Here is a 12,771-nt window from a genome sequence, read left to right as displayed (position 1 = left end):
CGCGCACGATGGACGTGCGCGCGGTGGTCGACTGGTTCGACGAGGTCAAGCGGGACCTGCCCTGGCGGTCCCCGGACCGGACCGGCTGGGGGGTGCTGGTCAGCGAGGTGATGCTCCAGCAGACCCCGGTCGCCAGGGTGGAGCCGGTGTGGCTGGCCTGGATGGCGCGCTGGCCGGTGCCCTCGGCGCTGGCGGCGGAGTCCAAGGGCGAGGTCGTGCGGGCCTGGGGCAAGCTCGGCTACCCGCGCCGCGCACTGCGCCTGCACGAGGCCGCCGCGGCGATCGCCGCCGAGCACGGCGACGTCGTCCCCGCCGACGTCGACACCCTGCTCGCGCTGCCCGGCATCGGCGCCTACACCGCCCGCGCGGTGGCCGCGTTCGCCTACGGCAAGCGCTGCCCGGTGGTCGACACCAACGTCCGCAGGGTCATCGCGCGCGCGGTGCACGGCGCGGGCGAGGCCGGACCGCCGTCCACCACGAAGGACATGGCCGACGTCGAGGCGCTGCTGCCCAAGGAGCCCGCCGACGCCGCGCACCTGTCGGCGGCGCTGATGGAGCTGGGCGCGCTGGTCTGCACGGCCCGCACGCCGCGCTGCCGGGACTGCCCGGTGCTGTCCACCTGCGCCTGGCAGCGCGCGGGCAGGCCCGCCTACCAGGGGCCGGTCAAGGCGGTGCAGAAGTTCGCGGGCACCGACCGCCAGGTCCGCGGCCTGCTGCTGGACGTGCTGCGCGGCTCGGCGGCCCCGGAGCCGAAGGCGAAGCTGGACGGGGTGTGGTCCGACGCCGCCCAGCGCGACCGGTGCCTGGACTCGCTGCTGGTCGACGGCCTGGTCGAGCAGACCGCCGACGGCCGGTTCGCCCTGCCCGGGGAGGGCTGATGGCCCAGGGCGTCGCGGTGTTCTTCGACGACGCGGCCGACAGCGCGGTGCGGAAGCTGTGGGCGCGTCTGGACGCGGCCGGGCTGCCGTCCGAGCGGGCCTTCCCGCCGCACCTGAGCTTCGCGCTGGCCTCGGACATCCCCGCGAAGACCCGCGCGGCGCTGCGGGCGGAGTTGCGGGTGCTGCACGTCCCGTCCCTGCAGTTCGCGGCGCTGTCGACGTTCGCGACGACCGAGAACGTGCTGATGCTCTCCGCGGTGACCGACCCGGAGCTGCTGGCCGTGCACTCGGCCGTCCACGACGTGCTCGCGGGCCGCGTCCGCAATCCGAGCGCCTACTACATGCCGGGCTCGTGGGTGCCGCACTGCACGCTGGTGCACGAGGTCTCCGACGACCAGCTCGTCCGCGGCTTCGGCGCGGTCTTCCCGGTGCCCCAGCTGCGGGCCCGGGTGGCCGCGGTGGCCGTCATCGACACCGCGACGGGGGAGATCGACCGGCTGACCTAGGCCAGGTCGGTGTCCAAACCGGCCAGGAACGCTTCCACCGCTCCCCTGTAGACAGCGGGGGCCGAGGCCTGCACCAGGTGCCCCGCGCCCGCCACGACGATGTGCGCGCCGCCGGCGCGGGCGGCGATCTCGGCCTGCTGGCCGGGCGGCATCGCGGTGTGCTCGGCCTCCACGACCAGCATCGGGCAGCGCACGGCGTCCACCCAGGACCAGTACTCGCGCTCGCCCCACTCCGCGGCGATGGCGAACAGGTCATCGACGTCGGAGAGCAGGTGGTAGCCGTCCTCGCGCTCCTCGACGCACTCGGCGAAGTACGGGCCGACGACCGGGCCGAAGAACTCGTGCAGGTGGGCCAGTGAGCGAAACGGCACCGGCCAGGCGTCGAACAGCCCGCGCCACTGCTCCACCGTGCGGCCGCGCAGGTCCACGGCCATGTCCTCGACAACCAGGCCGGTGACCAGCTCGGGGTGCAGGGCGGCGGCGCCCAGGCCGTGCAGGGCGCCCATCGAATGGCCGACCACCACGCCGGGGCCGTGCTCGGCCAGCACGGCGGCCACGTCGGCGACGAAGTCCGGTGTGCGCCAGTGCGGGCCGCGATGCCCGCTGCGGCCGTGGGAGCGGGCGTCCAGGGCCAGGACCCGGCCGTGGCGGGCCAGCCAGCGCGCCTGGGGCCACCAGGTCGTGGCACGGCCCATCAGGCCGTGCAGCAGCAGGATCGTCGGCCCGTCCCCGCCGAAGTCCACGACATCGCGCATGGGGGCCGAGTCTGCCCGAAACCACCCTGGCCACACAGGTCGGGAGTCATGATGGCGGGGTGCGTCGAGCTCCCGTGATCTGCGCGGTGGTGGCGGCGGGCGCCTTCAGCGCCTGCACGTCGGCCCCCGACACCACTGCCCCCGCCGAACCGCCACCCCCGCCGGTGGTCGACGGGGTCGGCGCGGACGGCATCGGCGACCCGTACTACCCCCAGGACGGCAACGGCGGCTACGACGTCACCGCCTACGAGGTCTCCATCAGCTACGACCCCGCAAGCCGCGAGCTGACCGGCGACACCGTGGTCAAGGCCACCGCGACCGCCGACCTCAGCCGCTTCAACCTGGACCTGACCGGCTTCGACGTCTCCGCCGTCGAGGTCGACGGAGCCGCCGCCGAGCACACCCGCGAAGGCGAGCAGGAGCTGGTCGTCACCCGGGCCGCGCCGCTGCGCGCCGGCCAGGAGTTCGCCGTGCGGGTGCGCTACGCGGGCGAGCCGCAGAACGAGCAGGACGGCCCGCTCGGGGCGGGCGGCTGGCAGATCAGCAAGTCCGGCGGCGCTTTCGCCGCGGGCGAGCCGCACAGCGCCAGCAGCTGGTTCCCGGTCAACGACCACCCGCGCGACAAGGCCACCTTCGCGCTGTCCGCGCGCGTGCCGGACGGCTGGAGCGTGATCTCCAACGGGGTGGAGGAGCCCCCGGTCGCCGAGGGCGGCTGGACCACCTACCGCTGGGTGGAGCCCAACCGCATCGCCACCTACCTGACCACCATCGGCATCGACAAGTGGACCTTCGAGCGCTCGAAGCTCGACGACGGCACCCCGGTCGTCAACGCCTACGCCCCCGGCGCCGAGGACAAGAAGGCCGTGCAGGCCCGCATGCCGCAGATCCTGGACTTCCTCGTCGCCGAGTACGGCCCGTACCCGCAGAGCGCCGCGGGCGGCATCTACCTCAACGAGAACATCGCCTTCTCCCTGGAGACCCAGGGCAGGCCCATCTACGCCAAGTGGGCCGAGGTCGACGTGGTCGTGCACGAGCTGGCCCACCAGTGGTGGGGCAACAGCGTCTCGGTCGACACCTGGGCCGACATCTGCCTCAACGAGTGCTTCGCCTCCTACGCGTCGTGGCAGTGGGACGAGCACCAGGGCGAGGACCTCGACGCCCGCTACCGCACCCAGGTCGCCCGCACCTTCGACCGGGCCCGCTACTGGAACCGCAAGCTGGTCGACATGGGCGCGGGCAACGAGTTCACCGCCGTCTACGACAAGGGCCAGCTGGCCCTGCACGCCCTGCGCCGCAAGATCGGCGAGCCCGCGTGGGACAAGGTGACCCGCGAGTGGCTGGGCACCCACGCCGACGGCAACGCGTCGTGGTCGCGGTTCGAGGACCTCGTCGCCGCGACCGCGGGCGAGGACGTCCGCCCGTTCCTGGACGCCTGGTTCCGCCAGGCCTCCCGCCCGGCCGACGAGCACCTCTACCCCGGTCCGCTCGCGCGGTAGTTTGGCGTCATGGCAATCGTGAAGATCAATGCGATCGAGGTCCCCGACGGGTCGGGACCGGAGCTGGAGAAGCGGTTCGCGGCGCGGCTGGGGGCGGTGGACGGCCAGCCCGGGTTCCTCGGGTTCGAGCTGCTGCGGCCGACCGGCGGGGAGACCCGCTACTTCGTCTACACGCGGTGGGAGTCCGAGGAGGCGTTCCAGGCGTGGATGGGCGGCTCGGCGAAGGAGGCGCACGCCGGGGAGCGGGCCAAGCCGGTCGGGACCGGGTCGGCGCTGCTGGAGTTCGAGGTCGTGCAGAGCGCGGGGCCGAGTGCGGGAGCTTGACGAGGCCGCCGCGCTGATCGCCGGGGCGGACGCCGTCCTGGTGTGCGCCGGTGCGGGGATGGGCGTGGACTCGGGGCTGCCGGACTTCCGCGGCGACACCGGGTTCTGGGCCGCCTATCCCCCGTACCGGCGGCTCGGCCTGAGCTTCGTCGAGCTGGCCGACCCGGTGCACTTCGCCGCCGACCCGGCGCTGGCGTGGGGCTTCTACGGCCACCGGCTCGCGCTGTACCGCGCCACGGAGCCGCACGCGGGCTTCGCGGTGCTGCGCGAGCTGGGGGCGGCCGTCTTCACCTCCAATGTGGACGGCCAGTTCCAGAAGGCGGGCTTCGCCGAGGTGGCCGAGGTGCACGGGTCCATCCACCACCTGCAGTGCCTCACCCCCTGCTCCAGCCGCGTCTGGTCGGCCGAGGACGTGCAGGTCACCGTCGACCCGGAGACGATGCGGGCCGTCGGCGAGCTGCCGGGCTGCCCGTCGTGCGGCGGCCTGGCCCGGCCGAACATCCTCATGTTCGGCGACGCGACGTGGGTCCCCGACCGCGGCCAGGCGGCACTCGACGCGCTGCACGCCTGGCGGCGGAGCGCGGGCAGGCTCGCGGTGCTGGAGATCGGCGCGGGCAAGGCGGTGACCACGGTCCGCAGGATGGCCGAGCTGGCCAGCGCGGCGTCCGGGGCGCTGGTGCGGATCAACCCGAGGGAGCCGGAAGTCCGCCACGGCCGCGGCGTCGGCGTGCCGCTGGGCGCCTTGGAAGCGCTCACCGGCCTCCGCGCACGACTGGCCACCGCGTGACCGGCAGCGCGGATCCCCCACCGGGGTAACCCGTTCACGCGATCTCCACAGAACCTCCCGCCCACGTCCCCGCTCCATCGCCGCCGGTCAGGCATGCTGGTGTCATGCGCACGGCCGAGATCGACGCCGCCCCGGCACCCGAGGACCCGCCCCGCCGCCGCAGGCGGCGCTGGGTCACCGTCCTGCTGACCGTGCCCGTCCTGCTGGTGGCGACGACAGCGGTCCTGCGCCTGGTCGGCGTCGACGGCCCGTGGTTCGTGGTGGCCCTGCTCGCCCTCACCCCGTACGTGGCCGCCTTCGGCCTCCTGGTCACCCTGATCACCCTGGCCGCAGGCAGGCGCCTGCTGATGGTGCTCGCTCTGATCGCGACGGTCTCCCTGGGCGCCATCCTCGTCCCGCGCAGCCTCGGCGACGGCGACCCCGGCGGCGGCGGCCAGCGCATCCGGGTGATGACGGCGAACCTGCTCGGCGGCAAGGCCGACGCCGAGGCCCTGCTCGCCCTGGCCCGCGACTCCCGGGTCGACATCCTCACCATGCAGGAGCTGACCCCAGCCGCCGTCACCGCCCTCGACGCGGCGGGCATGCGCACGATGTTCCCCTACCGCGTCTTCCGGGACGAGCCCGGCGGCTCGGGCAGCGGCATCGCGGCCACGGTCCCGCTGCGCCAGATCGTGCTGACCGAGGAGTTCACGTTGGAACAGGTCACCGCCGTGGCGGACCTGTCCGGCGGCGCGGACGTGGAGATCATGTCCGTGCACGTGCTGCCGGGGGTGCTGAACTCGCGGGCCCGGGTGACGTGGGAGCGGGAACTGGGCGCGCTGCCGCCGCCGGACCCGGCGGGGCGCCCCCGCATCCTGGCCGGCGATTTCAACGCCACCGCCGATCACGCGGCGTTCACGCGGCTCATCGATCGCGGGTACTCCGACGTCGGGGAGATGACGGGCGAGGGGTTGCGCCCGACGTGGTCACAACCTCCGTTCGGACCGCCGGTGACCATCGACCACGTGCTGGTGGACCGCCGCATCCAGGCGGCGTCCCTGGCGGTCTACGACCTCCCCGGCAGCGACCACAACGCCGTGGTCACCGAGCTGGTCCTGCCTGGCTGACAGCCTCTTGAGCGACTGCTCAAAGGGAGTCATGGGCCACCGCGCGCCTACTGGCCGCGGCCGAGGAAGGTGCGGGAGACCGCGTGCGGCTGAGCGCTGGCCCTGCGCTTCCCCGCCGAGGACCTGGCGGGGCTCACCCCCGGGAACGGCCACCGCCCGCGACAGCCGGGGTGAACCAGGCCCTGGTCTTCTACCACTTCGGCACCGTGCACGACCTGCTCAACGCCGCCTGCACGGCCACGACGCGAGCCCGGGTGGACGCCGTCGCCGAGCGGCTCGACACCGTCTCCGACCTGCGGGGACTGCTCGCGGCGGGCCGCGCCCCGCACGAGGAGGAGCGGGCGCGCGGCAACGTCATGGTCCTCGCGCAGATGCTCGCGGGCGGTCAGCGCGGGGTTCGTCGGGTTCGAGCTGGCCGGCGGGGTGGACCCGGAGGGCGGGGCCGCCGCGCTGGGCGCCTTGGAGCGCCTGGGCGTGCTGGTGGCCGTGGTCGAGGACCTCGGCCCCGTCGCCCGGCGCGCGGTCCGGGCGAAGCCGCGCGGCGTCCGATCCTCAGTGGACTGACCGGGCCCGACCGGAATCGCCCCTCGACAACGAGAACCGCCCCCGATCTCTCGGGGGCGGTTCTCCTCAGTTCCGATCAGCAGGCCTGGTCAGCTCACCAGGTCAGTCGGCCGACTCGGCCGACTCGTCGCCGCCGGTCGCGGCCACCTCGACGGGCGGCGCGTCCGGGACGCGGTCGCGCTTCTCGCCCCGGAAGACGAACCTGGCCTTGTCGGCCGAGGCCTCTTCGCCGTCCCAGCCCTCGACGTCGGTGATGATGATCTGGCCGGCCGCGATCTCGCCGAACAGGATCTTCTCCGACAGCTGGTCCTCGATCTCGCGCTGGATCGTGCGGCGCAGCGGGCGGGCGCCCAGCACCGGGTCGAAGCCGCGCTTGGCGAGCAGCTTCTTGGCCTTGTCGGTCAGCTCAAGGGCCATGTCCTTGTTCTTGAGCTGGGTCTCCACGCGGGCGATCATGAGGTCGACCATCTTGATGATCTGGGCCTCGTTGAGCTGGTGGAAGACGATGATGTCGTCGATGCGGTTGAGGAACTCCGGGCGGAAGTGCTTCTTCAGCTCGTCGTTGACCTTGTTCTTCATCCGCTCGTAGTTCGAGCCCTGGTCGGCGCCGGAGGTGAAGCCGAGGCCCACCGCCTTCGAGATGTCCTGGGTGCCCAGGTTCGAGGTGAAGATGATGACGGTGTTCTTGAAGTCCACCGTGCGGCCCTGGCCGTCGGTCAGGCGGCCGTCCTCCAGCACCTGCAGGAGGGTGTTGTAGACCTCCTGGTGGGCCTTCTCGATCTCGTCGAAGAGCACCACCGAGAACGGCTTGCGGCGGACCTTCTCCGTCAGCTGGCCGCCCTCCTCGTAGCCCACGTACCCGGGAGGGGCACCGAAGAGGCGCGAGGCGGTGTAGCGGTCGTGGAACTCGCCCATGTCGATCTGGATCAGGGCGTCGTCCTCGCCGAAGAGGAAGTTCGCCAGCGCCTTGGACAGCTCGGTCTTACCGACGCCAGACGGGCCGGCGAAGATGAACGAGCCGGACGGGCGCTTCGGGTCCTTGAGGCCGGCCCGGGTGCGGCGGATCGCCTGGGAGACGGCCTTGACGGCGTCCTCCTGGCCGATGATCCGCTTGTGCAGCTCGTCCTCCATGCGCAGCAGGCGGGAGGTCTCCTCCTCGGTCAGCTTGAACACCGGGATGCCGGTCCAGTTGGCCAGCACCTCGGCGATCTGCTCGTCGTCGACCTCGGCGACGACGTCGAGGTCGCCGTCCTTCCACTGCTTCTCCCGCTCGGCCTTCTGGCCCAGCAGGGTCTTCTCGTTGTCGCGGAGCTTGGCAGCGCGCTCGAAGTCCTGCGCGTCGATCGCGGACTCCTTCTCCCGGCGCACGTCGGCGATCTTCTCGTCGAACTCGCGCAGGTCCGGCGGCGCGGTCATCCGGCGGATGCGCATGCGCGCGCCCGCCTCATCGATGAGGTCGATCGCCTTGTCCGGCAGGAAGCGGTCGTTGATGTAGCGGTCGGCCAGGGTCGCGGCGGCCACCAGGGCGGCGTCGGTGATCGTGACGCGGTGGTGCGCCTCGTACCGGTCGCGCAGGCCCTTGAGGATCTCGATGGTGTGCTCCAGCGAGGGCTCGCCCACCTGGATCGGCTGGAAGCGGCGCTCCAGGGCCGGGTCCTTCTCGACGTACTTGCGGTACTCGTCCAGCGTCGTCGCGCCGATGGTCTGCAGCTCGCCGCGGGCCAGCATGGGCTTGAGGATGGAGGCCGCGTCGATGGCGCCCTCGGCCGCGCCCGCGCCGACGAGGGTGTGGATCTCGTCGATGAACAGGATGATGTCGCCGCGGGTCTTGATCTCCTTGAGCACCTTCTTCAGGCGCTCCTCGAAGTCACCGCGGTAGCGGGAACCGGCGACCAGCGAGCCGAGGTCGAGGGTGTAGAGCTGCTTGTCCTTGAGCGTCTCGGGCACCTCGCCCTTGACGACCATCTGGGCCAGGCCCTCCACGACGGCGGTCTTGCCGACGCCGGGCTCGCCGATGAGGACCGGGTTGTTCTTGGTGCGGCGGGACAGCACCTGCATGACCCGCTCGATCTCCTTGGTCCGGCCGATGACCGGGTCCAGCTTGCCCTCGCGGGCGGACGCGGTGAGGTTGCGGCCGAACTGGTCGAGCACGAGCGAGGAGGACGGGGTGCCCTCGCCGCGGCCGCCGGTCTCGGTCGACTCCTTGCCGGTCTGGTAGCCGGAGAGCAGCTGGAGCACCTGCTGGCGGACGCGGTTGAGGTCCGCGCCCAGCTTGACCAGCACCTGCGCGGCGACGCCCTCGCCCTCGCGGATGAGGCCGAGCAGGATGTGCTCGGTGCCGATGTAGTTGTGGCCGAGCTGAAGCGCCTCCCGCAGGGAGAGCTCCAGCACCTTCTTGGCCCTCGGGGTGAACGGGATGTGCCCGCTCGGCGCGTGCTGGCCCTGGCCGATGATCTCCTCGACCTGCTGGCGCACGCCCTCCAGGGCGATACCCAACGACTCCAGCGCCTTGGCGGCGACACCCTCACCCTCGTGGATCAGACCCAGGAGGATGTGCTCGGTGCCGATGTAGTTGTGGTTGAGCATCCGGGCCTCTTCTTGGGCCAGGACGACCACCCGCCTCGCGCGGTCGGTGAACCTCTCGAACATTCTCACTCCCTGACTGCTGCGCCGGAGGCCCTTCTCCACCCTTCGCGGTGGATTCAGCACCGTGGGACCACTGTAGTAGGCCGCGCTGCCATGCTCAGGCCGCAAGGCGGCTCAACACGGCAACATCAGCCGGACGGAGGCCCCGTCACCCTGTCCAACGTGCGGAGACCTGGTCGGATTCCGCCTTCCGCTGTCCGCGAACACCCCTACCACGTCTGTGGTGCATCCCACGTGTTGGCCCCGACAGGCGAATGTCAACGCGCCTCGGTAAGGTTAGGCATGCCTTATCAGTCGGACGGGTTCCGGGACGCACCCGGATGGCGCAGCGGAGCGCGCCGATGACCCTCGACTACAGCATCCGGCCCGCGGCCCGTCCGAGCCACCGGACGTTGGCCGAATCACTCACCGCGGTAAACGCCCGCCAGGAGCGCGTCGAGGTCCGCCACGGCATGCCCGCGACCCCGGGCTGGGTCACCTGCGCCAGTTTCCTCGCCACCCCTGACGCGTTCGCCCGCTGGCGCGCCGGGCTGGCCCGCTGGCTGCGCACCGAGTACGACGAGAGCCCGGACCAGACCACCGCCGGCTACGTCATGACCTGGTACATGACGATCCCGGCCTACGTCGCCGCGCTGCTGTTCCACCACGAGCGCAGGGTGCCGTCGCTGCGCCCGGCCGACCTCGCCTTCCGCACCGCCTACCCGCGCCCGCACCCCGGCAGCATCGCCGTGCTCTCCCCCGGCTTCGCCTGCCTGCCGGACGACCCGGCGGCGGGCACCCCCGACGCGCTGGTCGTGCCGGACGAGACCGCGCTGGCCGGCCTGCTGCGCGGGCGCTACATCGAGCACGCCCGGCGCTTCGTGGACGTCTACGGACCCCAGGTCCGCTTCGGCAGGCACACCCTCTTCGCCGCGGCGACCGACGCGCTGGACAGCTCCCTGTGGCAGGCGGGCCGCTACGCGGGCGACGAGGGCGCGGGCGTGCTCGACGCCGCGCTCGTGCTCGGGGCGCGGGAGAAGCCGCTGACCTCGGGCTCCACCCTGCGCCCCGGGGCGGACGGGTGGACGCGGCGGCGGGAGAGCTGCTGCTTCCACTACCTGATGGAGCGCGGACAGGGCGAGTGCGGCACCTGCCCGCGCGTCTGCCCGAAGAGCTGATCCGTCCCCGGGAGCCGAACGGGCCCGAGACCGGCCGGACCGAGGATCCGGGCGAGTCCCTAGGCCGGGCCGTAGGGCTGGCCGGGCGGGATCGGCGGCTGCTGCCCGGTGGGCGGGCCTTGCTGCGGGAACGGGCCGCCGGGCTGGTGCTGCGGGAGCGGCGGGCCGTAGCCGTGCGGCGCCGCGCCGGGCCGCGGGGCGGCGGCGCGGGCGGGGGCCATCCGGCCGACGGCGACGGCGCCGACCATCGCGCCGATCCCGGCGAGCGCGATCGCCACCGCCGAGACCGCCTCCGCCTGGTAGACGCCCACCGTCGCGCAGCCCGCGCTGGGCACCTTCTCCAGGGAACTGGGGTCGGGGGACTCCCGCATGTAGCAGACACCGCCCACCCGGTCGCCCGCCATCCCGCCGACGGTGACGGCGGCTATGCCCGCGGCGAGACCGGCCAGCAGGAGCAGGGCTTGCAGAACGCGGACGACGATTGTCATGGGCGCGAAGCTATCGGACCATTCCCGCCCGCGTCCGGCGAACCGGGCAGGAACGCCAACCGATCAGGTGAAAGCCGAGAAGGGCCGCCGCAGGAGTGCGGCGGCCCTTCTCAGTACAAGGCTCAGGCCCGGTCGTTGTAGGCGTCCAAGACCTCCGAGGGGATTCGGCCCCGGTCGGAGACCTTCATGCCCTGCTTGCGGGCCCACTCGCGAATTGCCTGGTTCTGCTCGCGGTCGGCCGATGCGGTGCGGGGAGCGCGACCGGCGGTCGCCTTCCCGGCGGGGCGCTTGCGGCCGCCGGAACGGCGGGCGTGGTCGACGAAGTCGGCCAGCGCCGAACGCAGGCGGTCGGCATTCTTGCTGGACAGGTCAATCTGGTAGGTCGCCCCGTCGATGGCGAACTCGACGGACTCCTCGGCCTCGGAACCGTCGATGTCATCGACGAGCGAAACCGTGACCTTCTGCGCCATGGCGCCTCCCTCTGGCTGGAATGTGCCGGCTCAGCGAGCGTCTCGGCCACCAGTAGAAATACTCCCTGGGGGCAGGCTAGCGCAAATCAGGTTGAATGTGTGAGACGGGGTTCATTCCGGGCGAACGAGGGGGAACAGGATGGTCTCCCTGATGCCCAGACCGGTCAGGGCCATGAGGAGCCGGTCAATGCCCATTCCGACACCGCCGCTCGGTGGCATTCCGTACTCCAGCGCGCGCAGAAAGTCCTCATCCAGGCGCATCGCCTCGTCGTCACCGGAAGCGGCCTGCTTGCCCTGCTCGGTGAGCCTGCGCCGTTCCTCGACCGGGTCGACCAGTTCGGAGTAGCCGGTGGCCAACTCGAAACCGCGGACGTAGAGGTCCCACTTTTCGGCGATACCCGGCTGAGTGCGGTGTTCACGCGTCAGCGGTGAGGTCTCAAGGGGGAAATCCCGAACAAAAGTCGGCGTGTGGAGGTGATCGCCGACGAGGTGCTCCCACAGCTCCTCGACCAGCTTGCCGTGCCCGAGCTTCGGGTCGGGCTCCAGGCCCGCCGCGGCGGCGTGCTTGCGCAGCTCCTCGACGCCGGTCTCCGGCGTGACCTCGGTCTCCAGGGCTTGGGAGAGCGACCCGTACATGGTCAGCGTGGTCCACTCGCCCGACAGGTCGTACTCGCTGCCGTCGTCCAGGGTGACGACCTCGGCGCCGAACACCGAGCGCGCCGCCTCCTGCACCAGCTCGCGCACCATGACCGCGTTGGTGTCGTAGGTGGCGTACGCCTCATAGAACTCCAGCATCGCGAACTCGGGCGAATGCGAGGAATCGGAGCCCTCGTTGCGGAAGTTGCGGTTGATCTCGTAGACCTTCTCGATCCCGCCCACCACGCAGCGCTTGAGAAACAGCTCGGGCGCGATCCGCAGGTACAGATCCATGCTCATCGCGTTGGAGTGCGTGGCGAACGGGCGGGCGGACGCGCCACCGTGCAGCGTCTGCAGCATCGGGGTCTCCACCTCCAGGAAACCCCGGCTGTGGAAAGACTCCCTGAGCGAGCGCACAACGGCCGATCGGGTCCTTACCGTGTCGCGCGCCGCGGGTCGCACGATGAGATCGACATACCGCTGGCGAATACGCGTTTCCTCGCCGAGCGGCTTGTGCGCGACCGGGAGCGGGCGCAGCGACTTGGCCGCCATTCCCCACTCGTCGGCGAGCACCGAGAGCTCTCCGCGCCGGGACGTGATCACCTCGCCGGTGACGAATACGTGGTCGCCAAGATCGACATCCGCCTTCCACCGGGAAAGCGACTCCTCGCCGACGTTGTTCAGGCTCAGCATCGCCTGGAGTTCGGTTCCGTCGCCTTCGCGCAAGGTGGCGAAGCAGAGCTTTCCGGTGTTGCGCAGGAACATGACCCGGCCCGCGACGCACACCTTCTCCCCGGTCGCCGTGTCGACGGGCAGATCCGAATGCGCGGCGCGCACTTCGGCCAGGGAGTGGGTGCGCGGGACTTCCACCGGGTAGGGCGCGACCCCGGCGGCCAGCATTCGCTCGCGCTTCTCCCGCCGGACCCGCATCTGCTCGGGCAGGTCGTCGACGTCGGGC

At 71.8% G+C, this 12,771-nt stretch carries 13 protein-coding genes; 8 read left to right on the top strand and 5 right to left on the bottom strand.

Translation table 11 applies throughout. The features are described 5' to 3' along the window. Positions 1-8: 8 nt before the first annotated feature. A complete protein-coding gene (locus ACFPM7_RS07155) occupies positions 9-878 on the top strand; it encodes an HhH-GPD family protein (protein ID WP_378245171.1) in 870 nt (289 codons plus the stop codon). Further along, positions 878-1,384 carry a 2'-5' RNA ligase family protein gene (locus ACFPM7_RS07150; RefSeq protein WP_378245169.1) on the top strand — a complete coding sequence of 169 codons (507 nt, stop codon included), beginning with the start codon at positions 878-880 and terminating at the stop codon, positions 1,382-1,384. Before ACFPM7_RS07155 ends, ACFPM7_RS07150 begins: the two co-directional genes overlap by 1 nt. Here ACFPM7_RS07150 and ACFPM7_RS07145 read toward each other — a convergent pair. Further along, a complete protein-coding gene (locus tag ACFPM7_RS07145; RefSeq protein ID WP_378245167.1) occupies positions 1,381-2,139 on the bottom strand; it encodes an alpha/beta fold hydrolase in 759 nt (252 codons plus the stop codon). The two genes, ACFPM7_RS07150 and ACFPM7_RS07145, sit on opposite strands and share 4 nt — an antisense overlap. A gap of 59 nt (positions 2,140-2,198) precedes the next feature. Between ACFPM7_RS07145 and ACFPM7_RS07140 the strand changes: the two genes are divergently transcribed. The 5 genes from ACFPM7_RS07140 (at position 2,199) to ACFPM7_RS07120 (ending at position 6,416) form a co-directional block, all read left to right on the top strand. Further along, positions 2,199-3,635, top strand: coding sequence for a M1 family metallopeptidase (locus ACFPM7_RS07140; protein ID WP_378245165.1), 1,437 nt, complete (start codon positions 2,199-2,201; stop codon positions 3,633-3,635). A 9-nt stretch (positions 3,636-3,644) separates the two neighbouring features. After that, complete coding sequence (locus ACFPM7_RS07135; RefSeq protein ID WP_378245163.1) at positions 3,645-3,959, top strand: antibiotic biosynthesis monooxygenase family protein; 315 nt, start codon at positions 3,645-3,647, stop codon at positions 3,957-3,959. Then, complete coding sequence (locus tag ACFPM7_RS07130) at positions 3,946-4,746, top strand: SIR2 family NAD-dependent protein deacylase (RefSeq protein WP_378245161.1); 801 nt, start codon at positions 3,946-3,948, stop codon at positions 4,744-4,746. Before ACFPM7_RS07135 ends, ACFPM7_RS07130 begins: the two co-directional genes overlap by 14 nt. 104 nt (positions 4,747-4,850) lie before the next feature. Beyond that, positions 4,851-5,852, top strand: a complete 1,002-nt coding sequence (locus ACFPM7_RS07125) for an endonuclease/exonuclease/phosphatase family protein (RefSeq protein WP_378245159.1) — start codon at positions 4,851-4,853, stop codon at positions 5,850-5,852. Positions 5,853-6,275: 423 nt separating this feature from the next. Continuing rightward, the gene (locus ACFPM7_RS07120; RefSeq protein WP_378245157.1) at positions 6,276-6,416 is read left to right on the top strand and encodes a hypothetical protein; all 141 of its coding nucleotides are present in this window, start codon (positions 6,276-6,278) and stop codon (positions 6,414-6,416) included. 102 nt (positions 6,417-6,518) lie between these two features. Here ACFPM7_RS07120 and ACFPM7_RS07115 read toward each other — a convergent pair whose 3' ends face one another. Beyond that, a complete protein-coding gene (locus ACFPM7_RS07115; RefSeq protein ID WP_378245155.1) occupies positions 6,519-9,065 on the bottom strand; it encodes an ATP-dependent Clp protease ATP-binding subunit in 2,547 nt (848 codons plus the stop codon). A 338-nt stretch (positions 9,066-9,403) separates the two neighbouring features. Between ACFPM7_RS07115 and ACFPM7_RS07110 the strand changes: the two genes are divergently transcribed. After that, positions 9,404-10,219 (top strand): (2Fe-2S)-binding protein, encoded by an 816-nt coding sequence (locus tag ACFPM7_RS07110; RefSeq protein ID WP_378245153.1) that lies wholly within the window; start codon positions 9,404-9,406, stop codon positions 10,217-10,219. Between the two features lie 59 nt (positions 10,220-10,278). On the opposite strand, the gene ACFPM7_RS07105 is transcribed toward ACFPM7_RS07110, so the two are convergent. From ACFPM7_RS07105 to lysS, 3 genes are all read right to left on the bottom strand, one after another. Next, entirely contained in the window at positions 10,279-10,707 is a 429-nt protein-coding gene (locus tag ACFPM7_RS07105) for a hypothetical protein (RefSeq protein WP_378245151.1), read from the bottom strand. A 122-nt stretch (positions 10,708-10,829) separates the two neighbouring features. Further along, entirely contained in the window at positions 10,830-11,177 is a 348-nt protein-coding gene (locus ACFPM7_RS07100; protein WP_378245149.1) for a histone-like nucleoid-structuring protein Lsr2, read from the bottom strand. 111 nt (positions 11,178-11,288) lie between these two features. Then, positions 11,289-12,743, bottom strand: a complete 1,455-nt coding sequence (gene lysS / locus ACFPM7_RS07095) for a lysine--tRNA ligase (protein ID WP_378246299.1) — start codon at positions 12,741-12,743, stop codon at positions 11,289-11,291. Positions 12,744-12,771 lie beyond the last annotated feature (28 nt).

Origin of the sequence: Actinokineospora guangxiensis, assembly GCF_042657845.1 — a bacterium.
GTDB classification, from domain to species: Bacteria; Actinomycetota; Actinomycetes; order Mycobacteriales; family Pseudonocardiaceae; genus Actinokineospora; species Actinokineospora guangxiensis.
Note: the sequence above shows the minus strand (reverse complement) of the source record. Positions and strands in the feature narration are given on the sequence as shown.

Excerpts from the sequence above, each read along its gene's own strand:
- ACFPM7_RS07155 (WP_378245171.1), top strand. The coding sequence starts at position 9 with ATGGACGTGCGCGCGGTGGTCGACTGGTTCGACGAGGTCAAGCGGGAC.
- ACFPM7_RS07150 (WP_378245169.1), top strand. The coding sequence starts at position 878 with ATGGCCCAGGGCGTCGCGGTGTTCTTCGACGACGCGGCCGACAGCGCG.
- ACFPM7_RS07145 (WP_378245167.1), bottom strand. The coding sequence starts at position 2,139 with ATGCGCGATGTCGTGGACTTCGGCGGGGACGGGCCGACGATCCTGCTG.
- ACFPM7_RS07135 (WP_378245163.1), top strand. The coding sequence starts at position 3,645 with ATGGCAATCGTGAAGATCAATGCGATCGAGGTCCCCGACGGGTCGGGA.
- ACFPM7_RS07125 (WP_378245159.1), top strand. The coding sequence starts at position 4,851 with ATGCGCACGGCCGAGATCGACGCCGCCCCGGCACCCGAGGACCCGCCC.
- ACFPM7_RS07115 (WP_378245155.1), bottom strand. The coding sequence starts at position 9,065 with ATGTTCGAGAGGTTCACCGACCGCGCGAGGCGGGTGGTCGTCCTGGCC.
- ACFPM7_RS07110 (WP_378245153.1), top strand. The coding sequence starts at position 9,404 with ATGACCCTCGACTACAGCATCCGGCCCGCGGCCCGTCCGAGCCACCGG.
- ACFPM7_RS07105 (WP_378245151.1), bottom strand. The coding sequence starts at position 10,707 with ATGACAATCGTCGTCCGCGTTCTGCAAGCCCTGCTCCTGCTGGCCGGT.
- ACFPM7_RS07100 (WP_378245149.1), bottom strand. The coding sequence starts at position 11,177 with ATGGCGCAGAAGGTCACGGTTTCGCTCGTCGATGACATCGACGGTTCC.
- lysS (WP_378246299.1), bottom strand. The coding sequence starts at position 12,743 with ATGCGGGTCCGGCGGGAGAAGCGCGAGCGAATGCTGGCCGCCGGGGTC.